19 protein-coding genes are annotated in these 23,180 nt (G+C 64.2%); 7 read left to right on the top strand and 12 right to left on the bottom strand.

Going from position 1 to position 23,180, the window contains the following annotated elements; translation table 11 throughout:
• The 4 genes from CH291_RS12135 to CH291_RS12120 all read left to right on the top strand — a co-directional run bounded on the left by CH291_RS12135 (nucleotide 1) and on the right by CH291_RS12120 (nucleotide 3,869).
• The gene (locus CH291_RS12135) at nucleotides 1–750 is read left to right on the top strand and encodes an ABC transporter ATP-binding protein (protein WP_094687598.1); all 750 of its coding nucleotides are present in this window, start codon (nucleotides 1–3) and stop codon (nucleotides 748–750) included.
• A 502-nt stretch (nucleotides 751–1,252) separates the two neighbouring features.
• Nucleotides 1,253–2,113 carry a tRNA glutamyl-Q(34) synthetase GluQRS gene (gene gluQRS / locus CH291_RS12130; protein WP_094687597.1) on the top strand — a complete coding sequence of 287 codons (861 nt, stop codon included), beginning with the start codon at nucleotides 1,253–1,255 and terminating at the stop codon, nucleotides 2,111–2,113.
• Nucleotides 2,114–2,216: 103 nt separating this feature from the next.
• Nucleotides 2,217–3,047 (top strand): hypothetical protein, encoded by an 831-nt coding sequence (locus CH291_RS12125; RefSeq protein ID WP_094687596.1) that lies wholly within the window; start codon nucleotides 2,217–2,219, stop codon nucleotides 3,045–3,047.
• A gap of 78 nt (nucleotides 3,048–3,125) precedes the next feature.
• Nucleotides 3,126–3,869, top strand: coding sequence for a queuosine precursor transporter (locus CH291_RS12120; RefSeq protein WP_068054742.1), 744 nt, complete (start codon nucleotides 3,126–3,128; stop codon nucleotides 3,867–3,869).
• Here the strand turns inward: CH291_RS12120 and CH291_RS12115 are convergent.
• From CH291_RS12115 to kynA, 3 genes are read right to left on the bottom strand one after another with little or no spacing between them, the layout of a single operon-like run.
• Nucleotides 3,866–4,702 (bottom strand): PaaX family transcriptional regulator, encoded by an 837-nt coding sequence (locus tag CH291_RS12115; RefSeq protein ID WP_094687595.1) that lies wholly within the window; start codon nucleotides 4,700–4,702, stop codon nucleotides 3,866–3,868. The two genes, CH291_RS12120 and CH291_RS12115, sit on opposite strands and share 4 nt — an antisense overlap.
• Nucleotides 4,683–5,894, bottom strand: a complete 1,212-nt coding sequence (locus CH291_RS12110) for a kynureninase (protein ID WP_094687594.1) — start codon at nucleotides 5,892–5,894, stop codon at nucleotides 4,683–4,685. The genes CH291_RS12115 and CH291_RS12110 overlap by 20 nt, the downstream gene beginning before the upstream one ends.
• On the bottom strand, nucleotides 5,891–6,745 hold the full coding sequence (gene kynA / locus CH291_RS12105) for a tryptophan 2,3-dioxygenase (RefSeq protein WP_094687593.1): 855 nt from the start codon (nucleotides 6,743–6,745) through the stop codon (nucleotides 5,891–5,893). Before kynA ends, CH291_RS12110 begins: the two co-directional genes overlap by 4 nt.
• 140 nt (nucleotides 6,746–6,885) lie before the next feature.
• On the opposite strand from kynA, the gene CH291_RS12100 reads away from it, so the two are divergent.
• Both CH291_RS12100 and CH291_RS12095 read left to right on the top strand, forming a co-directional pair.
• Entirely contained in the window at nucleotides 6,886–7,263 is a 378-nt protein-coding gene (locus CH291_RS12100; RefSeq protein ID WP_037187682.1) for a BlaI/MecI/CopY family transcriptional regulator, read from the top strand.
• On the top strand, nucleotides 7,260–8,141 hold the full coding sequence (locus tag CH291_RS12095) for a M56 family metallopeptidase (protein ID WP_094687592.1): 882 nt from the start codon (nucleotides 7,260–7,262) through the stop codon (nucleotides 8,139–8,141). Before CH291_RS12100 ends, CH291_RS12095 begins: the two co-directional genes overlap by 4 nt.
• Before the next feature lie 2 nt (nucleotides 8,142–8,143).
• Here the strand turns inward: CH291_RS12095 and CH291_RS12090 are convergent, their stop codons facing one another.
• Genes CH291_RS12090 through CH291_RS12080 form a run of 3 tightly spaced genes read right to left on the bottom strand, consistent with a single transcriptional unit; the run spans nucleotide 8,144 to nucleotide 13,754 of the window.
• Nucleotides 8,144–8,863, bottom strand: coding sequence for a VIT1/CCC1 transporter family protein (locus tag CH291_RS12090; RefSeq protein WP_094687591.1), 720 nt, complete (start codon nucleotides 8,861–8,863; stop codon nucleotides 8,144–8,146).
• The gene (locus CH291_RS12085; RefSeq protein ID WP_094687590.1) at nucleotides 8,856–9,332 is read right to left on the bottom strand and encodes a DUF2231 domain-containing protein; all 477 of its coding nucleotides are present in this window, start codon (nucleotides 9,330–9,332) and stop codon (nucleotides 8,856–8,858) included. Before CH291_RS12085 ends, CH291_RS12090 begins: the two co-directional genes overlap by 8 nt.
• Before the next feature lie 51 nt (nucleotides 9,333–9,383).
• The gene (locus CH291_RS12080) at nucleotides 9,384–13,754 is read right to left on the bottom strand and encodes an amino acid adenylation domain-containing protein (protein ID WP_256980822.1); all 4,371 of its coding nucleotides are present in this window, start codon (nucleotides 13,752–13,754) and stop codon (nucleotides 9,384–9,386) included.
• Between the two features lie 157 nt (nucleotides 13,755–13,911).
• Here CH291_RS12080 and CH291_RS12075 point away from each other — a divergent pair, with 157 nt between their 5' ends.
• Nucleotides 13,912–14,598 (top strand): pyridoxamine 5'-phosphate oxidase family protein, encoded by a 687-nt coding sequence (locus CH291_RS12075; RefSeq protein WP_256980821.1) that lies wholly within the window; start codon nucleotides 13,912–13,914, stop codon nucleotides 14,596–14,598.
• Here the strand turns inward: CH291_RS12075 and tgt are convergent.
• The 6 genes from tgt to CH291_RS12045 form a co-directional block, all read right to left on the bottom strand.
• Nucleotides 14,552–15,790 carry a tRNA guanosine(34) transglycosylase Tgt gene (tgt, locus tag CH291_RS12070; protein ID WP_094687588.1) on the bottom strand — a complete coding sequence of 413 codons (1,239 nt, stop codon included), beginning with the start codon at nucleotides 15,788–15,790 and terminating at the stop codon, nucleotides 14,552–14,554. The genes CH291_RS12075 and tgt overlap by 47 nt on opposite strands.
• A gap of 87 nt (nucleotides 15,791–15,877) precedes the next feature.
• Nucleotides 15,878–17,812: an ABC transporter ATP-binding protein gene (locus tag CH291_RS12065; protein ID WP_306437684.1), complete on the bottom strand. Its 1,935-nt coding sequence runs from the start codon at nucleotides 17,810–17,812 to the stop codon at nucleotides 15,878–15,880.
• 8 nt (nucleotides 17,813–17,820) lie between these two features.
• Nucleotides 17,821–19,551: an ABC transporter ATP-binding protein gene (locus CH291_RS12060; RefSeq protein WP_094687586.1), complete on the bottom strand. Its 1,731-nt coding sequence runs from the start codon at nucleotides 19,549–19,551 to the stop codon at nucleotides 17,821–17,823.
• A gap of 88 nt (nucleotides 19,552–19,639) precedes the next feature.
• Nucleotides 19,640–21,928 carry an MMPL family transporter gene (locus tag CH291_RS12055; protein WP_068054685.1) on the bottom strand — a complete coding sequence of 763 codons (2,289 nt, stop codon included), beginning with the start codon at nucleotides 21,926–21,928 and terminating at the stop codon, nucleotides 19,640–19,642.
• A gap of 2 nt (nucleotides 21,929–21,930) precedes the next feature.
• A complete protein-coding gene (locus CH291_RS12050; protein WP_068054682.1) occupies nucleotides 21,931–22,608 on the bottom strand; it encodes a TetR/AcrR family transcriptional regulator in 678 nt (225 codons plus the stop codon).
• An 86-nt stretch (nucleotides 22,609–22,694) separates the two neighbouring features.
• Nucleotides 22,695–23,153: an RrF2 family transcriptional regulator gene (locus CH291_RS12045; RefSeq protein WP_094687585.1), complete on the bottom strand. Its 459-nt coding sequence runs from the start codon at nucleotides 23,151–23,153 to the stop codon at nucleotides 22,695–22,697.
• Nucleotides 23,154–23,180: the final 27 nt, after the last annotated feature.

Genomic DNA, 23,180 nt, shown 5'->3' with positions numbered 1-23,180 from the left:
ATGGCTTCCATCGAGATCAGAGAGCTGGTCAAGGAATTCCACGACCGACAGGGCAACCGAACGCGAGTCATCGACGGGATCGACCTGACGATCTCCGGTGAAACGTTCGTTTCGGTGGTCGGACCGTCCGGAAGCGGAAAGACGACCTTGCTCAACATCGTCTCGGGAATCGAGACGCATACCTCCGGTTCGGTCGACCTGCGATCCAACGGCCGGGAGGCCAAAGTCGGATACGTCTTTCAGGATCCTCGACTGCTGCCTTGGCGGACGGTATCGGCCAACCTGGGCTTCGTCCAACATGAACGGACCGGGTGGGAAGAACGCGCACGGCACTACCTCGACTTGGTCGGGCTGAGCCACTGCGCCGACCGCTACCCCTCTCAGCTGTCGGGCGGACAACAGCAACGTATCGGCATCGCACGCGCCTTCGCCGTCGAACCGGACGTCCTGCTCATGGACGAGCCGTTCTCCCACCTCGACGCCATGACGTCGCGCACGCTACGTGAGCATCTCGAGCGGATCTGGTTGGAGTCGCGCCGCACAGTCATGTTCGTCACTCACGATGTGACCGAAGCGGTCCAGCTGTCGGATCGAATCGTCGTTCTCGCACCCGGCGGCCGGATTCACGAAATCATCGACGTCGATCTGCCCCGCCCCCGGAAAGCGTCCGATCCCGCGGTAGCGGTCTTGCAAGCCGAGGTTCTGGCGCGCTTCGAGGCACTCGAAGCCGGCCAGGTCGACGTGGCATAACCGGGAGGGCAACGCGGACACGTCACCGGTGATCCGACCACCGCCGTGTTGCCTCGTCGCCTCGGAGTCGACCGTGCGTGAGCGCACACTCCGACATGACGGCGCTGCGAACGGTCAGGATTACCGCAACCCTTCGATAGTGACTCGAGTCACACCAACTCGTAGTATAGGAGGACGCAGTCCGGACGAAAGAGGTAGCGACATGTGGGATGTCTTTGCGCGGGCGATGAGGTTCGGGCCTTACGCGAAATTGCTCGATGGCCCGGAAACCCAACGCGCCCCCCTCTGTGCTATCTCCGGATGGGCTGTGGCGCACGGGGCGAGGATCGAGTGCATGCAGACCGCCAGTTCATCGGGCTGAAACTCCTCTCGCGGCGCGGCAGTCCCTCAGGGACAGGAGCACCGGGGTCGGAGAACGAGAGATTTCGACGGACGCCACCACCGGGAGTCGAGCTCAGCTCATCGTTCGGTCCCCACAGAAATCTGAAACTACGATGCACCCATGCCCGCCGGACGCTTCGCTCCCAGTCCCTCGGGCGATCTCCATCTCGGCAATCTACGAACCGCACTTCTGGCCTGGCTCTTCGCCCGCTCCACTGAACGGCGCTTCCTCATGCGCGTCGAAGACCTCGATCGAGTGAAAGCCGGCTCGGAGCAACGTCAACTCGATGACCTCGCCGCCATCGGACTCGATTGGGACGGGCCCATCATGCGGCAATCAGAGCGTCGTGAGATCTACGACGCCACGATTCGCGCGCTCACCGCAGCCGGGATGACATACGAATGCTTCTGCACGCGTCGGGAAATCCAACAGGCCGCATCCGCGCCCCACGCGCCCGACGGGGCCTATCCCGGAACCTGCCGCAACCTGACTGCAGACCAGAGAGCAGAGAAGCACCGCCCACCGGCCATTCGATTACGTTCGCAGGTAACCGAATTCACCGTCGTCGACCAGCTGCACGGTCTGTTCCGAGGCCAGGTGGACGACTTCGTCCTTCGTCGATCCGACGGTGTGCCCGCCTACAACCTCGCCGTCGTCGTCGACGATGGCGCACAAGGCGTCGACCAGATCGTCCGCGGCGACGACCTCCTCACCTCCGCGCCGCGGCAGGGATATCTGGCTCAACTCCTCGGCCTCACCCCCGCGACGTACGTCCACGTGCCCCTCGCACTCAATGTCGAAGGCAAGCGTCTGGCCAAGCGAGACGGCGCGGTGGCCCTGCGCGAGCGGCCCGATGCGTGGTCGCTCATCAACGCCTCCCTCGGCATGCCGAATGCGAAGAACGCCGAGCAACTGCTCGAACAATGGAAGCCAACGCTGGTACCACGCGAACCGTGGGTGTTCGACCCCGCGAATCTCTGACCGTTGTACCGATCGAGATCACGTTGCAACGCGACAGCGCCCAACTCGGGAGGAATCGGACGTACAGTGGCCGCGACAACTCTTCCCGAGGGAGAAGGACACGATGACCTCAGGCGGTTACGACCCCGACAAGGATCCACAGAACCCCGGCGGCTATCCCCCGCCGCAGGGCGGCTACCCGCCACCTTCCCAGGGCAACTACCCACCACCGCCCCAGGGCAACTACCCACCACCTCAGCAGGGCGGCTACCCACCACCCGGCAACTACCCACCGCCCCCGCAGGGCAACTACCCCCCGCCTCCGGCCTTCGGTGAGTCACCGATGCCGACGCAGCTGTCCGTGGGAACGGCCATCGGCTACGGCTTCAACAAGTTCAAGGAAAACGCCCTCGTCTGGATCGGCATCGTCCTGATCGCCGCGATCATCCAGGGCGTTCTGAACTACGTGTTGAGCTCCGACAACTTCGTCCTCAGCTTGATCTTCAGTGTCATCGTCGGAGTCGCCACGCTCCTCATTCAGGCGGCACTCGTCCGCGGTGCTCTGCACGAGGTGGACGGGATGAAGCCCGCATTCGGGTCGTTCTTCCAGTTCAACAACGTCTTCGCCATCGTCATCGCCGGCGTCCTCGTCGGCATCGCAACCGGCATCGGCTACATCCTGCTGGTCATCCCGGGACTCGTCGTCACGTTCTTCACGTGGTGGACCTTCCAGTTCGTCATCGACCGCGGCGACGAGCCGATCCCCGCCATCAAGGCCAGCGCCAAGGCGATCGCGTCGAACGGTGGCACGATCTTCGTGCTCGCACTCGCCCTGTTCGGCCTCAACGTCCTCGGCGCGATCCTGCTCGTGGTCGGCCTGCTGGTGACCATTCCGATCACGATCATCGCCGGAACCTACGCCTACCGCGTCACGGTGCGCGGACGCGTCGCCTGACCTGAGATCCGCCTCGATGGGCGCGCATCCCTCACCCGGGATTCGCGCCCATCGTCGTCTCGGTGCTTGGATCGAGCAGTGACTACTACCGAACACACCGCCGCCAACGGCGGCACCGAGTCTGGGCAGGCCACGTTCGCTCACATCAGCCGGGGCTACTACCCCACCATCGTCGCGCTCTTCGTCGCGACGCTGCTGATCTCGAACGTGGCCGCCAGCAAAGGTGTCGCCTTCTTCGCCTCGTCCGACGTCATGCTCGGACCACTGCAGATCCTGCCGATCAACACCGACGGCGCATTCTTCCTGTTCCCCCTCGCCTACATCCTCGGCGACGTCCTCAGCGAGGTCTACGGCTTCAAAGCCGCACGCCGCGCGATCTACCTCGGCTTCGGCTCCCTGATCCTCACCTCGGTGTGCTTCTGGATCGCCATCGAACTCCCCGCCGCCTCGTTCTACGAGAACCAAGAGGCACTCGAAACCGTCGTCGGTGTCGTCCCCCGACTCGTCCTCGCCGGTCTCGCCGGCTTTGCCGTCGGCCAGCTGCTCAACTCCTACGTCCTGGTCAAGATCAAGGAACGCACCAAGGAAAAGCACCTGTGGGCGCGCCTGATCGGCTCGACCGTCGTCGGCGAATTCTTCGACACGCTGATCTTCTGCGCCATCGCCGCCGGAGTCATCGGCATCAGCACGTGGACCGACTTCATCAACTACGTCGTCGTCGGATTCCTGTGGAAGACACTCGTCGAGGTCCTCGTCCTCCCCATCACGTACCGCGTCATCTCGTACATCAAGAAGCGCGAACCGTCGTACCAGAGCAGTTAGCTCGCAACCCATTCTCGACTGACCTCGAGGTAGCGCCCTCGCGCTGCCTCGAAGGTCGCGACGGCCCGGGTTCCCGGCCAGTCCTCCGGCGTCATGGACGGCGGGAGGCCCGGGTCGACGTAGGGAATGACGCGCCACTCGTCGAGCAGCGTCGCGAACGTGACGAACGCGTCGCGCGGATTCCGAGCCGGGGCGACGGTCTCGTAAGCGGCAAGAAATGCCCGATGCCGATCGGCGATGCCGGTCAGATCCCACCATTGCGCGGCGCTCTCACGCAGCGTGGTGGGCGATGCGATCTCGGAGGCGACGAACGTCGTCACGTAGGGCGAGAGATCCAACGCGTCGACGATGGCACCGGCCTCGTCCGCGAGGTACTCGGGTGCGATCCACAAACCGGGTGAGACTGTGCCGCATCCTATTCCGGTGAGTCGACGCCTGAGCTGGTGGCGCGCGGCGCGTTGGGTCTCGGGGATGGTGAACGAGATGAGCCGAAACGGATCACCGTCGGCCATTCGCCGGAACCCGAAGATCCGACCATCGCCGCGCGCGAACATGGCGTCGGCCTGTTCGGTGATGCGATAGCCGGTGCGGCCCTCACGATTGCTCGATTCGACGACGCCCTTCTTCTTCAACCTGGTCACAGCGATGCGCGTGCTCTCCGGTGGCACCCCGAGCGCGTCCATCCAGACGACGAAATCGGCGATGGCGAACCAACCTCCGAGGGGGCGAACGTAGGCCCCGAGCACGGTACGCACCAACGAGGTGGCGCTTCCCGGACGAGAGTCGAAGTCGTCGAGGATCGCCCCGGCAGTGCTAGGCGCGGAGTTCGTCACGGATCGCCACGATTCCCAGATACACCTCTCGGTAGGAAGTACTGAGAGGGCTCAATCCCAGGCGAATACCCTGCGGCGCGCGGTAATCCGGGATGACGCCCTGCTCCCACAGGCGAGCGGTGATCGCCTTGAACTCGGGATGGTCGATGGTGACGTGACCGCCGCGTCGATTCGAGTCCTCGGGTGAGGCGATCTCCACGCCGAGCGGAACCAGCATCTCGCGGACGAGTTCGAGGGCGTATTCGGTGAGTGCGACGGACTTCGCGCGTATCGCGTCCATCCCCACCTCGGCGATCATCTCGATGGTGTCCTGCATCGCGATCATCCCGAACACCGACGGGGTGCCACTGATGACGCGTCGAATACCCTGTGCCGGAACGTAACCCTGCGCCATCTCGAACGGATCGGCGCGACCCATCCAGCCCCAGATCGGCTGGACGAAATCGCCTTGAAGATCACTGCGCACGTACGCGAAAGCCGGCGATCCGGGTCCTCCGTTGAGGTACTTGTACGTGCACCCGACGGCCAGATCCACTCCCCAGGAATCGAGTTCGAGCGGTACCGATCCGACGGAGTGGCACACATCCAGCAGCATCAAAGCTCCGGCAGCATGCGTGATGCGCGTCGCCTCTGCCACGTCGACGAGGAAGCCGGACCGGTAGGCGACGTGAGTGATCACCACCAAAGCGGTGTTCGCCCCCACCACCTCTGCAAGTTGTTCCGGTTCGATACCACCGCGGCGGTCAGTCTCGATCCACTGCAGGGTCATATTCAGCTCTGCTGCAATGCCTTCGAGCAGATAGCGATCGGTCGGAAAGTTGTCCCGGTCGATGACGATCTCGGTGCGGCCCGGCCGCATGGCGATCGCCGCCCGCGCCAGTTTGTACAGCAATACCGTCGTCGAATCGCCGATGGTGGTCTGACCGGACGCTGCCCCGAGGGTGGCGTCGGCCAGGGCGTCGCCGATGGTGACGGGGAGATCGAACCACTGCTCGTCCCAACCACGGATCAAACGTCCACCCCAGGCCTGCGTCATGAAGGTGTTGATCCGTTCGACGCTTGCCTTGGTGGGCCGGCCCAGCGAGTTGCCGTCGAGATATGCGCTGATCGACGGATCGTCACTGCCGAGGAATTTGTCTCGGTAGCTGCGGAGTGGATCCTTGTTGTCGAGTTCGAGTGCGCGTTCCGTCATCGTCCGATTTCCGTTCTCACAGCGAGCAATTCGGGAAAGAAGGTGAGTTCGAGTGCCTTCTGCAGAAATCCGACACCACTCGAGCCTCCGGTTCCGGTCTTCATTCCGATGGTTCGCAGCACTGTGCGCATGTGCCGGAAGCGCCAGAGCTGAAAGTTCTCCTCCAAGTCAACGAGCTCCTCGAATGCCTCGTACACCGCCCAATGTTCGGTGTGGTTCTCGTAGACGAACTTGATCAGCGGCATCAAGTCCTCGTTGAACGTGTATGCCGTAGTGACGTCACGGTCGAGGGCAGATGCCGGTACGTCGTACCCCTGCCGCGCCAGCGATTGCCAGAAGGCGTCGTACAGGCTCGGTTGGTGCAGCAGAGTCGAAAGCTGTTCGTGAGCAGCCGGATCGGACTCGAAGACCTTCAGCATGCCCGCGTTCTTGTTGCCGAGGACGAACTCCACGGCCCGGTACTGATACGACTGGAAGCCCGAGGAGTTGCCGAGGAAGTCGCGGAACTGCGAGTACTCCGTCGGGGTGAGCGTGGCCAGGACGGACCACTGCTCGGTCAGCGTCTTCTGAATGTGCTTGACCCGGGCAACACATTTCAGCGCGGTACCGATGTCGTCGGCATCGAGAGACGCTCGCGCGGCCAGGGTCTCGTGCAGCACCAGCTTGAGCCACAGTTCGGTGGTCTGGTGCTGAATGATGAACAGCAGTTCGTCGTGATGCTCGGGGGTGCTCACCGGCTTCTGGGCGCTGAGCAACGTGTCGAGGTCCAAGTAAGCGCCGTAACTCATACGGTCGCTGAAGTCGGTGACGACGGTCTTCTCTAGCGCGCGGGTATTGCCTTCGACGCTCATGGCTGGTCCTCGAGGTGATGGGCTGGTGAGGCCAGCGTATTACAGATTCGTGCCGCCCGCCAGATCGACGACATATCGCGGTTTCGCAAATGCCACCCGTCGCCTATCCTCGAAGTAATCGAGTCGAGTGAGGAATCGCAGTGCGTAGAGCGTCCGGACAGTTGGAGGAGTCGATCCTCGAGTTGCTCGGCGAGCACACGGAACTCTCGGTGGCCCAGGCCCGCGAGCATCTTGGCTCGGATCTCGCCCACACCACGGTCATGACCGCTCTGGTGCGCCTGCACGGCAAAGGCCTGGTCGATCGCGAGCGGCGCGGGCGGTCTTTCGTTTACACCCTCAACGCCCCGGTCGACGAGATCCCGGCTCTTCGGGCTGCGATGCGGATGCGCACCGAACTCGGTGCCAGAGCCGAACGCGCAGACGTACTGGCCAGCTTCGTGGCCGCACTCGACCCCGAGGACGAGGCGACGCTGCGCGAACTGCTCGCCAAGTCGGACGCAGCCGAGCAACACCCATGACCCTGCTCCTGGTCGTCGCCGTGCTGCCGTGGGTGCTGTCGCTGCTGCTGGGATTCGGAGCCGATCAGCTCGACCGTCGACTCAATCCGTCGACCGCCGTCGTCCTGTTGCCCATCCTGTCCATGGTGACCGCATTCTCCGTGGCAGCGTCCATGGCCGCACTCGCTGCGGTACTGCTGGCGTCAGGTGAGATTGCCTGGCTGTCGGTGGGAATCATCATCTGCGCGTGGATGTTCTGGCGCGTGGTCGAGGTCGCCCGCCATGTTCGACGCGTCGCCGTCGGTGCGTCGATCGCATCGGAATTCGGCGACGAAGCGCGGGCGACGGGCGGCATCGTCGTGGTCGACTCCGACGTTCCCGACGCCTTCGCCGTCCCCTCCGGCGGCGGTGCCGTCGTGATCACCACCGGCCTCGCGGAGGCTCTGTCGGACAACGAATTACGCGCCGTGGTCGAACACGAGCGTGCGCACCTACGGCATCGCCACAGCGTGTGGATCCAGATGTGTGAGATTGCAGCTCGACTGAATCCGATTCTCGGGCCGGTGCCGTCGAAGGTCCGGCACGCCGCCGAGCGTCAGGCCGACGAGAGCGCAGCGTCTCTCGGGCGTCGAGACACGTTGTCTGCCATCGCCAGAACCGCCCTGCTGCGGAAACAACTCGACCATGGAACCCGCACGCTCGCCAGTACCGGCGGCGACGTCGTTCGCCGCGTGCAGGCCCTCAGCGAACCACCACGGCACCGTCGTGATCGCGGGATTCTCGCGGCCGGTTTGGTGCTGATCCTCGCCTTCACCGTCATTTCCACGGCCCTGTTCGATGTCGTTCAAGATGTGGTGGCCCCCGAAACCGGAGAAGTCGCCACCTCGATCTTTCGCTGATCTCAGATACCGGCGACGCCCGCCAGTTGGCCGATCGCATAGGTGACGGCCATCGCGATTGCGCCACCGATCACGATACGAGTCACCGCCGGCCGACTCGGCGCACCGCCGAGGCGCGCACTGATGGTTCCGGTCAACGCCAGAGCCAGCAACACGACGACAAAGGTGACCGGAATACGTTGCGAAGCAGGCAGAAGCAGGATCGAGAGCAACGGCAAAAGCGCACCGCTGATGAACGACACCGCCGACGATGCGGCCGCTTGCCATGGATTGGTCAACGCGTCCGGGTCGATTCCCAACTCGACGTCCACGTGCGCGGCAAACGGATCGTGTTCGGTGAGTTCGCGCGCAACGGTCTGGGCAGTCTCTGCCGAGAGCCCCTTGGCCTCGTACAGTGCCGCGAGCTCAGCCAATTCTTCCTCGGGCTGCTCGTCCAGCTCTTTGCGTTCCTTGATCAACAGGGATCGCTCGGCGTCGCGCTGCGTGCTCACCGAAACGTACTCGCCGAGCGCCATCGACACAGCCCCCGCAACGAGCCCGGCAACACCTGCAGTGAGCAGCGACCCCCTGTCGGTGGTGGCCGCTGCTACACCGACCACCAGGCCGGCAGTGGAGACGATGCCGTCGTTCGCGCCCAACACGCCTGCCCGCAGCCAGTTCAGCCGACCGGACATATCTGCGTGCGGTTCGTGATCGTGCAGGCTCGGCTCGGGCTCACTCATCGACGGCCGTTACCGATACGTCATCCCATGCGGCGCGAGCGCCGGACTCACCGATTCTGTACACCTGGACGATTGTGGTCGCTCCGACCACCACTGCCAACACCACCACCGCGATCGACTGCCACCGCACGGGCGCGTTGCCGCGACGCTCACGCAGATGCAGGAACACGAGCGCCGCGGCGACGACGACAAGACCGACGGAGAAGAAGATCATCCAGTCGCCGATTTCGGCGTGCTGTTCGACCGCAGCAGTCTCGGGGACGCGCTTCTCGAGCCACTCGCCTGCCTCGGTCGTCAGCGGCGTCAACACCAACGTGAACACCGCCAGGGCTGCGATGAGCCACACGAGACGGCTGCGCACACCGGACCAGATGCCGGCCGCGATGGCGAGCAGGGCGGTCAGCGGTGCCAGCACCACAATGAAGTGAACGAGCAGAATGTGGGCCGGTAGGCCGTTGAAGGTGGACATGCGTTCTCCCGCTGGCTTGGAAAGTCGCGTGCACCTCACGCACAGCACATGCTACACGTTGTGTAGTAGTTGCAGGGATGGATAGAGTTCCGTCAGGGTTCGCCACGCCACGTCGGGATCGGCGACCATCGCATACACGATCTGCTCGAGACTCCGTCCCAGCGCGAGAGCGGTGTTCGCGTCGAACAGTGCTGTGGGATAGACGATATCGATGTCGATACCGATAGCCTTCCCTTGGTCGTCCCGCCGTTCGGTGACGTGCAGATGCAGGTCGCATTTGGCGATGTCGATCGGTCGGGGTGTGATCTCGACTCGTGTGTCCCCCAGGTCGAGGGTTGCGGCGGTGAAGACGTCCAGAGACAGCGCGACCTGGAAAATCGGGTGCTGCCCGGCCGCCGTGTCAGGAGCGAGATCGGCGACGACATCCTCGAACGGCACCGATGCATGGTCGAATGCGCGCAGCTCGCTCCCACGGGCCGCCTGCACCACGTCTTCGACGGTCGTAGCGGACGCGATGTCCGTCCGAATCGCGACGGTGTTGGTGAAGGTACCGACCAGCTGCTCGAGCCTCGGATCGTCGCGCCCGGCAACCGGGGTTCCGACGACGATATCGGTGGAGTCCGTCACCTCCGCGAGCAGAATCAGCAGTGCTGCGCGCAGCACGCTGAATCGTCCTGTCCCACAACGCTGGGCAAGTTCGGTGATTTTCTCCGTGGCGGGTGCATCGAAGCGAAGCGATGTGCGCGCACCGGAGAAGTCCCACTCCTGTGTACGTGGTCGGTCCAACGGTAGCTCTGTGCCGCTGGGGACACCCGCGAGTTCCGCGCGCCAGAACTCGATGTCGGCCGATACATCCCGATCGGCGGCCCAGACGCTGTAATCGGCGTACTGCAAGGGCAATTCGGGCCACGACGGTGCACTGCCGGCCATCCTGGCCTGATAAGCCAGTACGAAATCCGAGGCCAGCAGCCCGAGCGACCACCCGTCCGCTGCGATGTGGTGAACGGCGCACGCCAACACGTGGTGATCGGGTGCTAACGCGAACAGCCGAGCACGGATCGGGAACTCGGTCCGCACGTCGAAAGGGTGCTCCATGGTCTGCAGTACCTCGGCGTCATCGAAGTCGACCACGTCGAGGTTCGGTGCCACGGCGGCAGAATCCTGCTCGGCGACCTGAACTACGGCCCCATCGATATCCGGGTAGCGCGTCCGCAGCGTGCTGTGTCGCTCGATCAGATCGGTCAACGCCTGCGAGGCTGCCGCTGGATCGAACTCCCCTGTTATCGACACCGTGAACGGCAGATTGGACAGCGGCAGCGCTGCACTGCGATCGATGTGGCGTTGCTGCGGAGCTAACGAAATTGTAGTCACGCCCTGCGACATACCTTGTTCAGGTCGCGAATTATGTTGTAGCCCAACACGACGGCGTGCATCGATCCGTGCCGCGAAGGCCTGCACGGACGGAGCCACCGCAAGGTCTCGTACGCCGATGTCCACCGATGCCTCGGCCCGGATCGATGCGACGACCCTGGTCGCGGCCAGTGAGTCACCACCGAGGTCGAAAAACGAAGTGGCGCAGTCGATGTCATCTCTGTCGAGTACACGCGAGAAGGCTGACGACACCATCTCCTCGGTTGCACCGGACGGCGCAGTTCGGTCCCCGGTCGACACCATGGACAGATCGGGTGCCGGCAGCGCTCCGCGATCGATCTTCCGGTTGATCGTCAGCGGAATCTCGTCGACAACCGAGATGGTCGCCGGCACCATATGGGCAGGCAGACGCCCCACGAGATCGTTGCGGATTCGCGTCGTGTCGACGAGTTCCCCCGGCCGCTTCGGGACGATGTACCCGTCGATACGAAGGTCACCAGTACGGCTGCGGCGCAACGACGACGATGCAGCAGCGACCTTCGGATGCGCCCGCAGTGCCGCGTCGATCTCGCCCAGTTCGACGCGATTGCCGCGGATCTTGATCTGGTCGTCGGTACGTCCAAGGAACTCCAATGTCCCATCTCCGCGCAGACGCGCCCGATCTCCACTGCGGAACATCCGAAGGCCGCTGCTGCCGAACGGATTCGCGACGAAGCGGGCTGCTGTTTCTGCGGTGCGCCCGAGATATCCACGCGCAACGCCGCGCGTTTCGATGTAGATTTCGCCGACTGCACCCGAGGGAACGGGCCGCAACGCCCGATCGAGAAGGTGAATCACCGCCCCCACCATGGCTCGACCGATTCCGTCCGCGCCGCCCGGGTTCAGTGGCTCGGTCATCGTGACACTGCAGGTCGTCTCGGTGGGCCCGTAGGCATTGAGTAGCCGATGACCCACCGACCATCGGTCGACGGTGTCCTGCGGTGCCGATTCACCGCCGATGATGATGGTCCCGACACGCGACAGGGCTGCGGGATCCAGCGTGGCCAGCGCCGAGGGCGTGATCAGCAGGTGTGTAATCGTCTGCCGAGCAATCACTTCCGACAGTTCTGCGCCGCCATAGCTATCCGGCGGAGCGATCACCACTGCCGCGCCTGCGGTTGCTGCGGCGAACACTTCGACCACAGCGGTATCGAACCCGGGAGAGGCGAGATGGCAGACGCGCGACTCGGCGTCGAGGTCGTAGCTGCTCCTGATCTGTTGCACCAGAGCGGCGATGCCACCGTGAGTGACGACAACGCCTTTGGGAGTCCCGGTGGAGCCGGAGGTGTAGATGACGAACGCCGCGTGGTGCGGTGTCGTCGGCGCGGGTTCATCACCCGGGCCTCCCTCCGCGAGAACGTCATCGAGGTTCAGCCATTCCACCTCGCCCAGATCGTCGCCTCCGGCGCACAGGCCCAACACCGCTCCGCTGTTTCGCACCACGAACTGCGCTCTCTCGCGTGGGTGATTCGGGTCGACCGGAACGTACACCGCACCCACTCGTGCGACGGCCCAGAACGCGACGATCCCCTCCACGGATCGGCCGATGCGCACGGCGACCCGGTCCTGGCTACCGATTCCTCGCGCACTCAAGGCGGATGCGAGTGCGGCGACTCTCGTATCCAACTCCGCGTAGGTGACCGACACCTCCGCATCCTGGATCGCAATTCGATTGCGGTGCTGCATGATTGCCGTCGAGAACACGTCGTTCAGAGATCCACGCTCGGTCACGGCCGCGCCCACCGAGGCGGGCGTCGTACACGGTTCGTCGGGCAGGAACAGGTCGAGGTCTGCTATCGCGGTATCGCCGTAGCCGGATTCGGCGAAACTCTCGAGAAAGTGCAGGAATCGAGCATGGTGGCGCGCCAGGTCGCTCGGTGTGTAGGCGGCAGGGTTGGCCTCGAAGTCGATGCGAGGACGCGCTCCACCTCGCCCGGGGTAGATGTTGACGGCGAGGTCCGACACCGGGCCCGTCGTCAGAATGTTGATCTCGCCGTCGAAGTCGCCGATGGCCACGGTGTTCGCGAACATCATCACGTTGATCGTCGGCCCGAAACGCCCTGCGCTCAGCGCATTACCACTCTCGGACAACTGAGGTCTGCTGCGCTGATGGCGGAGCACGGCACCGATCGCCACCTCGGTGGACTTGATCACGTTGTTCACCGTCGCAGACCCGATGCCCGGGAGGCTCAGCGGCACAACGTTCGACAACGAGGACCCGGCCCGGCGCAACATCGCCGTCGGCCGCGCTGAGACCGGCAACGACAGATCCACGTTCTCGGTGTCGTTCATCCGCGCCAGGTACGCGGCGAAGGCCGCGATCACCACAGTCGACGTCGCATGACCGGCAGCGGTCGGAGAAACCGATCGATCCTCGCCGACGACGATCGGCACCGATGCAGGTTGAACGATTCGGCCGAGAGGCTCGGCGTGACCCAGATCGGCGGACTGCCAGTGCGCTCGATCGCGTCGTGCGCGGGCGGAGTTGCGGTAGCGCTCGTCCTCGGAGACAGGCGCGGCCGGCGTCGTCGGGTCGACAGCCACAGGCTCGACGCCATCAGACGCGGCGGCATACAGGGCCGCCGCCCGCTCGAGTACCTTCATCGAGGCATAACCGTCGAGCGCGATGTGGTGGGCTCGGGTGTACCAGAACACGCGATCGTCGCCGACGCGAAGGACCCGCAACCGCACGAGCTGGCCGTCCATCGGGAAGGGCGTGCGGCAGTCGTCATTCATCCACTGCGTCGCCGCGTCGGCCGGCCGGTCGTGTTCGCGGAAATCGAGGATCTCCACCCTGTCGGTCTCCCGAGGCTCGAACCGCTGCATCGGGGTGCCGTCGACCTCGACGATTCGCATCGTCGACGACGAGAACTCCCGATGCGCCCTGCTACCGCACTCGACCAGCGCGTCGAGGTTCACGGCGCCGATGATGTCGACGAAATACGCAATGGTGAAGGGCACGTCCGGCATGAATTGTTGGGCAATCCAGATATCGGCCTGGGACGAACTCACAGGTAATGCGTCGTCGAACATGGTGGTCCCCCCAGGGCGTGCTGCTACTACACAGTCGGTAGTACCACCGTACGCCCCGATCCGAAGTGACGGTGCCGAGCGCGTCAGGCAGCGGCCTGAACGCGGGAAACACCAGGCCTGTCCTAAGGTGACACCCGTGCCGCAGAGCAACCACTATCACCACTTGATGTTCGGTCCTGCTGCGATTGCGCGGCAGAAGGTCGACGGCAGTTACACCGCCTACGGCTCACAGACCGAGCGACCGGACGATGGCCCGACACCTCTCTACACTCGCGAGAAGGCCATGATTCGCGCGCTCGATCAGTTCCAGATCGCCACTGTCGCAGAGACCGGGTGGCCCTACATCCAGTACCGAAGTGGCCCGAAAGGCTTTCTGCAGGTTCTCGACGATCACACGTTGGGTTTCGCCGATTTCGCCGGAAACCACCAGTACGTGACGGCGGCCAATCTCGATCACGACGATCGCGTCGCACTGCTTCTGGTGAATTACCCTCTGCGCCAACGCCTCAAGCTCTACGGACGGGCACGCACCGTCGAGGCGGCCGACGACCCCGAACTGCTGGACCGCCTGAAAAAGATCGGCGACATGACCGTCGCCGCCACGTGCGAACGCAGCGTAGTGATCGACGTCGAGGCATTCGACTGGAACTGCACCCGCAGCATCATCCCCCGCTACGACGCGGCCTACCTCGCGGAGCTCTCCGAGGTCTACCAGCGCAAAGCCGGCGAGCGGGAACAGGAACTGCTACAGCGCATTTCGGAGCTCGAAGATCAGCTCACGCAGTCTTCGACGCATAGAAGCGACCCAGGAACTCCGTCTTGAATTCGATGAAGCGTCCCTGATCGATGGAGGCGCGAATGTCGTCGACGAGTTTGACCGTGAAGCGCTCGTTGTGGATGGTGCACAGCGTCGAGGCGAGCATCTCCTTGGCCTTGAACAGGTGATGGATGTACGCGCGGGTGTAGTGCGCGCAGGTGTAGCAGTCGCAGTTCTCGTCGATCGGGGTGAAGTCGCGACGATGCTTGGCGGTGTTGATGTTGAAGCGTCCCGTCGGCACGTAGATCGCCGCATTGCGAGCCACGCGTGAGGGATTGACGCAGTCGAACGTGTCGGCACCGTTCTCGATGGCGGTGAAGAAGTCGTCCGGTTCGCTGATGCCGAGCATGTGCCGCGGCTTGTGTTCGGGCAGTTCCTCGTTCACCCACCGGGTGATGGTGCCGAGGTTCTGCTTCTCGAGTGCCCCGCCGATTCCGTAGCCGTCGAACCCGCGACCCGTCTCTCCGGTGATGGTCTCGAGATCGTGTGCGGCCTTGCGTCGCAGATCCTCGTACTGGGCACCCTGCACTACCCCGAACAGCGCTTGATACGGCTTGTCGGCGCGCTCGACCGTCAGCCGTTCGTGCTCGAGGACGCATCGCTCGGCCCACGCCTGCGTCCGATCGACCGACTTCTCCTGGTAGCCGCGGGTATTCATCAGCGTGGTCAGCTCGTCGAACGCGAACATGATGTCTGCTCCGAGGCGATGCTGAATCTGCATCGACACCTCGGGAGTGAACCGATGCTTGGAGCCGTCGAGGTGGGACTTGAACGTCACCCCGTCGTCGTCGACGTGTGCGAGACGTTCCTTGCCCTCGGCGATGACGTCGTCGGACTGCACGCGCGTGGCATCCATCGAGATGACCTTTTTGAACCCGACGCCGAGCGACATCACCTGAAATCCGCCGCTGTCGGTGAACGTCGGCCCGTCCCAGTTCATGAACTTGCCCAGCCCACCTGCCTCGTCGACGATGTCCGAGCCCGGCTGCAGATACAGGTGGTAGGCGTTGGCGAGCACCGCCTGAGCGCCGAGTTCCTTCATCGCCTCCGGCAGCACCGCTTTGACGGTTGCCTTGGTTCCCACCGCGATGAACGCAGGGGTGGCGATATCACCGTGCGGGGTGTGGATGGTGCCGGTGCGGCCCAACTCACCGTCGAGCCGGGTACCGATATCGAAGCCGAAACTGGAGGAACTCACCGCGTCAGTATGCCGCTTCGCCGCTTGTGAGCGGAAACTCGTAGCAGGCTACGAGGCAGGAGTGGAGCCTGCGGAACGACCGGTGACTCAGCCGTGCACCTGCGGCGGAGCCGCTCCAGCCGCATTCAGGCGGAAGTAGGCACCCTTGGCCGCGAGCAGTTCCTCGTGATTGCCCTGTTCTACGATGCTGCCGTTCTCCATCACCACGATGGTGTCCGCGTCGCGGATGGTCGAAAGCCGGTGCGCGATAACGAAGCTGGTGCGATCGGTGCGCAGCTTCGCGGTGGCCTTCTGCACCAGCAGTTCGGTACGGGTGTCGACGGAGCTGGTGGCCTCGTCGAGGATGAGGATCAGCGGCTTGGCCAGGAAGGCGCGGGCGATGGTGATGAGCTGCTTCTCACCGGCGCTGACGTTGTTGCCTTCCTCGTCGATGATCGTGTCGTAGCCGTCGGGCAACGAGTGGACGAAGCGGTCCACGTAGCTCACTCGCGCGGCCCCGAGGATTTCCTCCTCACTGGCAGTCGGGTCGCCGTAGGCGATGTTGTCGCGAATGGTTCCGCCGAACAGCCAGGTGTCCTGCAGCACCATTCCGGTACGAGCGCGCAGTTCCTCGCGGGTCATCTTGCGGGTGTCGACGCCGTCGAGGGTGATTCGGCCGGAATCGATCTCGTAGAACCGCATGATGAGGTTCACCAGGGTGGTCTTGCCCGCGCCGGTCGGTCCGACGATCGCGACCAGATGCCCGGGATCGGCCACCAACGAGAGGTTCTCGATGAGCGGGCGGTCGGGAGAGTAACCGAACGAGACGTCCTCGAATTCGACGCGTCCTCGGCGCTCGGTGGGCCGCACTGCATCGGCCGGGTCGGCGTCTTCTTCCTCGGCGTCGAGGACCTCGAAGATCCGCTCGGCCGACGCGACACCCGACTGCACCAAGTTCACCATCGAACCCACCTGCGTGAGCGGTTGCGTGAACTGACGCGAGTACTGGATGAACGCTTGCACCTCACCGAGCGTGAGTGTGCCCGACGCGACCCGCAGCCCGCCGACCACGGCGATGACCACGTAGTTGATGTTCCCGAGGAACATGATGACGGGCATGATCATGCCGGAGATGAACTGCGCCCGGAAGCTCGACTGGAACAACTTCTCGTTGCGCTCGCCGAACTCGCGCTCCACCTCGGCCTGACGGCCGAAGGCCTTGACGATCTCGTGGCCCGTGTAGGTCTCTTCGATCTGCGCGTTGAGCTTGCCGGTGTGCTTCCACTGCGCGACGAAGTGCGGCTGTGAACGCTTGGCGATGACGGCGGTGACCGTGAACGACGCCGGAATCGTCAGCACCGCAACGAGAGCGAGCAACGGCGAGATCCAGATCATCACGCCGAGGATGCCCAGGACGGTGAGAATGCCGGTGATCAACTGACTCAGTGTCTGCTGCAGGCTCGTCGAGACGTTGTCGATGTCGTTGGTGACGCGGCTCAGCGTCTCGCCGCGAGCATTGTTGTCGAAGTACTTCAGCGGCAGTCGATGCACCTTCGCCTCGACGCTGCCGCGCAGCAACAGGATTCGCCGCTGCAGCGCGATGTTGAGGATGTATCCCTGCGCCCAGGCCAGCACCGCAGAGAGCACATACAGAACCAGGACCCACATCAGTACGGTTCCGACTGCACCGAAGTCGATTCCGGCTCCAGGAGTCAGGTCCGTCCCGGACACCAGATCTGCGACGGAGTCGTTCCCCGCCGCCCGGAGCTGATCGATGGCCTGCTCTCGGGTCTGCCCCGGATCGAGCTCGCGGCCGACGACGCCGTTGAAGATGAGGTCCGTCGCGTGCCCGAGGACGCTGGGTGCCGCGACGGTCAGCACGGTGCTGGCGATACCGAACGCCAGCATCACCGACAGGAGCACTCGCTCGGGAGCGAGCAGGCCCACCAGACGCTTGAACGAACCCTTGAAGTTGCGGGCCTTGGTTCCCGGCTTCACAGTCTTGGAGACGGGGGCGATGTCCTCCTCTTCCGCCTTCTCCACCTGCGCGGTCACAGTGCACCCACTGCGTGCTGCGAGTCGACGATCTCGGCGTAGGTGGGGCAATCGGCCATCAATTGGTCGTGGGTACCCACACCTACCGGCTTTCCGTCGTCGAGTACGAGTATCTGATCGGCGTCGATGATGGTCGAGACGCGTTGAGCGACAACGATCATGCACGCATCTCGCGTCACTGCCTTCAGAGCCCCGCGCAGATTGGCGTCGGTGGTGAGGTCGAGTGCGGAGAACGAGTCGTCGAACAGATAGATGCTGGGTTTGCGCACCAGCGCGCGAGCGATGGCGAGGCGTTGCCGCTGACCGCCGGAGACCGTCGTACCGCCCTGCGCGACGGGCGTCTCCAATCCCTCCGGCATGGCGCGAACGAAGTCGGCTCCCTGGGCGATCTCGAGTGCCTCCCACAGTTCGTCGTCGGTGGCGTCGGATTTGCCGTAGCGCAGGTTGCTCGCGATGGTGCCCGAGAACAGGTACGGCTTCTGCGGGATCAGACCGATCTCGGAGCGCAGCAGATCCAAATCGAGTTCGCGGATATCGACGCCGCCGACGCGTACCTCACCGCCGGTGACGTCGATGAGTCGCGGAATCAGGTTGACGAGAGTGGACTTTCCCGAGCCGGTGCCGCCGATGATGGCGGTGATCTTGCCTGCCTCGGCGGTGAGGTTGACCCCGCACAGCACCGGATATTCGGCTCCGGGGAAAGAGAATTCGGCGTTCACGAGCTCGACGGTTCCCGGCGACGACGCGAAGGTCTTGGGCTCGCGGGGCAACACGACCGAGGATTCGGTGGCGAGTACCTCGCTGATGCGATCGGCGCACACCGACGCGCGGGGAACCATCATCGCGATGAACGAGGCCATCATCACCGACATGAGGATGAGCATGATGTAGCTCAGAAGTGCTGTGAGCGAGCCGATCTGCATCGTGCCGTCGTCGATCGCGTGACCACCGAACCAGATGACGGCAACGCTGGTGACGTTGCTGATGAGCATGACAGTCGGGAACATCAGTGCCATGAGCCGTCCGACGCGCAGGGCGGTATCGGTGAGTGCGGCGTTGGCCGACCCGAAACGGTCGATCTCGAAATCCTCGCGGACGAAGGCTCGCACCACGCGAATTCCGGTGATCTGCTCGCGCAGGACACGATTGACGGCGTCGATACGCTTCTGCATCGAGCGGAACGCGGGGACCATCTTGACGATGATCAGGCCCATGGAGATCGCGAGCCCCGGCACCGCGATCATCAGGATCCACGACAACCCGAGATCCTCGCGCAGCGACATCACGATGCCGCCGACGCACATGATCGGTGCCATCACCACGATGGTGAACCCCATGACGATCACCAGCTGCACCTGCTGAACGTCGTTGGTGTTGCGGGTGATCAGCGACGGCGCTCCGAACTGGCCGACCTCACGGGCGGAGAACGTGCCGACGCGATGCAGGATGGCACCGCGCAGGTCGCGTCCGACACCCATGGCCGCGCGCGCACCGATGAACACCGCGGCCACCGAGCTGATGATCTGCACTGCCGAGACCAGCAACATGACTCCGCCGGCCGAGAGGATGTAGCCGGTGTCGCCGGTGGTGACGCCCTTGTCGATGATGTCGGCGTTGAGACTGGGCAGGAACAGGGCGGCAAGCGTGGCCACGAGTTGCAGCAGAATCAACGCGACGATCGGCATCTTGTACGGAGCCAGATACGTGCGCAGCAGGGGGATCAGCATGATGACCGAAGATTACTCGTACACATGGATAACAGTCTCTCCGTTCGAGTATTACGGGTAATCTTCGGCCTCAGCCGCGACGCAAGTACTACGCGCTCTTCTCCGGGGCCGTCTTCAGCTTGGCACCTTCGATGTCGACGTTGGGCAGGATCTTGTCCAGCCACTTCGGCAGCCACCAGGCCTTGTCGCCCATCAGCGCCATCACCGACGGGATCAGCACCATGCGCACGACGAAGGCGTCGAAGAACACGGCTGCGGCGAGCGCGAATCCGATGGACTTGATGAACGAGTCCGGCTCGGCGATGAAGGCGGCGAACACCGAAATCATGATGACTGCAGCCGAGGTGACCACGCGTGCGCCGTACTTGAAGCCGTTGACGACGGCGTCCTTGGCGGCGGCTCCGTGGACGAACTCCTCACGCATCCGCGAGACGAGGAACACCTGGTAGTCCATCGCCAGGCCGAACACCACACCGATGAGGAAGATCGGCATGAAGCTGACGATCGGCTGCGGGTTGGAGATCAGGCCGAGCCCGCCCTCTTGGAAGATGAACACCGTGGCACCGAACGTCGCGAGCACGCTGAGCAGGAAGCCGAGTGTCGCGGTCAGCGGCACCAGGATCGAGCGGAACACGAGCATCAGCAGCACGAACGCCAGGCCGACCACCACTGCCAGGTACGGGATCAAGGCGTCCTGCAGTCGTTCGGAGACGTCGAGTTCGAGCGCCGTCTGGCCGGTGACGCCGTACGAGACGCCGTCGCTGGCCTGCACGCCCGGTTCGGCGTTGCGGATGTTGGCCACCAGGTCCTTGGTCTGCTCGCTGTTGGGCGAGGAAGACGGGGTGACGAGGATCTGAGCGGTGTCACCGGCCGGGTTGACGGCGATGATCTGCGCGTTGGTGACGTCGGACTGACCGGTGATGGTCTCGACGACCTTGCCGAACGAGGCAGTCCGGTCGGCCTCGGCAACGCCGGATGCGTCGGCGATGACCAGCAACGGTCCGTTGCGTCCCGGCCCGAAGCCCTCGTCGACGATGTCGTAGGCCTGACGTGCGGGCGTCGACGGGTCGGCGGTGGCGGTGGACGGCAGTGCCAACGACAGTCCTGTGGTCGGGCCTGCGATGACGCCGAGGAGAACGATGCCGCCGATGAGACCCAGCGCGGGCCTCTTGACCAGGAACCGCGCCCAACGCAGTCCGTTGGTGGCCTTGGCGTTCGGGTCCTCGGGATCGGTGGTGTTGACGAACTTGACCTTGCCCGCGAAGGCCTTGCCCTTGTAGAGACCGAGCATTGCCGGCAGGAACGTCAGTGCGATCAGGACCGCGATGAACACCGCGAAACCGGCAGCCGCACCCATCTGGGACAGGAACGGAATGCCGACGACGCGCAGCGCGACGAGGGCGATGAGCACGGTCGCGCCGGCGAACACGACGGCCGAGCCCGCGGTTCCCACGGACCGCCCGACGGCTTCCTCGCGGTCGTCGGTGAGCGTCAACTCGTGTCGATAGCGGGCGAGGATGAACAGCGAGTAGTCGATGGCGACGGCCAAGCCGATCATGATGGCGAGAACCGGTGTGAACGACGACAGGTCGGCGAAACCGGACGCCGTGGTGATCGCCAGACTCGAGATGCCGATGCCGACGATGGCCGTGATGAGCGGCAGGCTGGCGGCCGCGGCGGAGCCGAACATGATGAGCAGCACCACGGCGGCGACTGCGAGACCGACGAGTTCGGACGTTCCACCGGGCGAGACGTTCTCCTGCGCGACGGTACCGCCGAGCAGAACCGTCAGGCCGGCGTCACGGGCGGGCTGCGCGGCCTCGTCGAGCTGGGTGCGGATCTCATCGGTGACGTCGGCGAGTTCGACGTTGATCGGCACGGTGACCGTGCCGACGTTGCCGTTGGGGCTCAGCGGAGACGTGGCAGCGGCGTCGGCGGCCACCTGATCGGCCGGGGTGCCTGCTTCCGTTGCCGCTTCGGTGTACCGCTCGATGATCGACTGGTTGGCCGCGACCGGGTTGGCCAGTGCCGGAGCGCCTTCCGCAGGCTTGGCCGCGTCGATCTTCTCGATTTCGGCGATGCTGGCATCGATGGCCGAGGTGTACTGCGGGGTGTCCAGCGTCTGCCCGTCGGGTGCCTGGAACACGTACTCGGCACTGACCGCGGTGAGCGGATCCTCGGCGTTGCCGAAGCGCTCCTCCTGCAGGTCCAGTGCGGCCTGGGCGGGCGTACCCGGGATGGAGAACGAGTTGACCGTCGGGCCGGACAGCGTCGCTGCGCCCACCCCGGCGAGAACCAGAATCGCCAGCCACAGTCCGAGGACCATGCCCTTGCGTCGGTACGCGAATCTTCCGATTCGGTAGAGATAGGTGGCCACTGTCAAGCTCCTCGGTTGTGTTCGGACGAGTGGGGGTGGGGTTCGGGAGTGGAGCCTGCGGAACGACCCTTGGGTTCGGGAAGTCCCGCGCGGAGTTGGTCGAAGGCGTCCTCGATGAGCGCCCTCGGCGTCGATGCGCCTGCGGAGTCGGTGACCCAGATGTTCAGTGCTGCAGTGACGGCACCACCGACGGCCATCTGGAGCAGGTTGGGGTAGAGATCGGTGTCGATATCGGTGCCGGTTCGCTCGGCGATGGCTTCGCCGAGTTTGCGGGTCAGCGATTGGTGCATCTCGAGCTTGCGGGCCATCAGGGCGGGGTTGGCTTCGATCAGCCGCGCTGCCGCAAACGTGTCGTCCAGATCCCGGCCGGGGTCCGCGACGAGGTCGATTGCGATGTGCCGCAACGAGTCCCAGATCGGTTCGGTCGCCGGCCTGGCGCGCAGGAGCTCGAACCATTCGAGGGCAGACACCTCGATGTGATGGAGAACTGCTTCTTCTTTGTTGGAGAAGTAGTTGTGGAACGTACGGGTGGAGACTCCCGCTTCGTGCGCGATGGCGTCGGCGGTGACCGCGTCGATGCCGTGCTCCTTGCCCAGACGCACGGCGGCCATGCCGAGTGCGTCGCGGGTTGCGGCCTTCTTCAGATCACGAAGGCCCGTCGGAGAAGTCACGACTACCAACCTACGGAACTTGCACTGTTCTGCAAGTTTGCAGTGATGTGCAATTTTGTCGATCGCGCCACACCGAAGATCGGATGTGACTCACATCATCGACGAGCCCATGCGGTCGGCTCGCTGATGAGTTCCCCCACCAAGTCCGGCAAGTCGTTCTCGACGATGTCCGCCAGCGAGACCGCCTCGAGCACCGCCCGCAGATTGGCGCGTACGGCGAGCCACACGCGGGTGAGCGGCTCGGCCGGACCGGAGTACTCCGCATCCTCGGGCCGCAGACCGCGCACCGACGCCAGCGGTCCCTCCACGGCCCTCATCACGTCGGCAACAGAAATGTCCGACGCCTCCCGCGCCAGCCAGTAGCCGCCGTCGGGTCCCCGTCTACTGCACACCAGATCTGCTCGACGCAGATCGGAGAGCACCGATTCGAGAAACTTGTGCGGAATTCCCTGCGCCAGGGCCAGCGCCTCGGCCTTCGCGGGCCGCTGCCCGCCGACCGCCGCGAGTTCGACGAGCGTCCGAACTGCGTAGTCCGCCTTGGCCGTGATGTGCACGCTCAATTCCTACCATTGCAATAGGGA

The organism is Rhodococcus sp. 14-1411-2a, from assembly GCF_002259485.1.
GTDB lineage: Bacteria > Actinomycetota > Actinomycetes > Mycobacteriales > Mycobacteriaceae > Rhodococcoides.
Note: the sequence above shows the minus strand (reverse complement) of the source record. Positions and strands in the feature narration are given on the sequence as shown.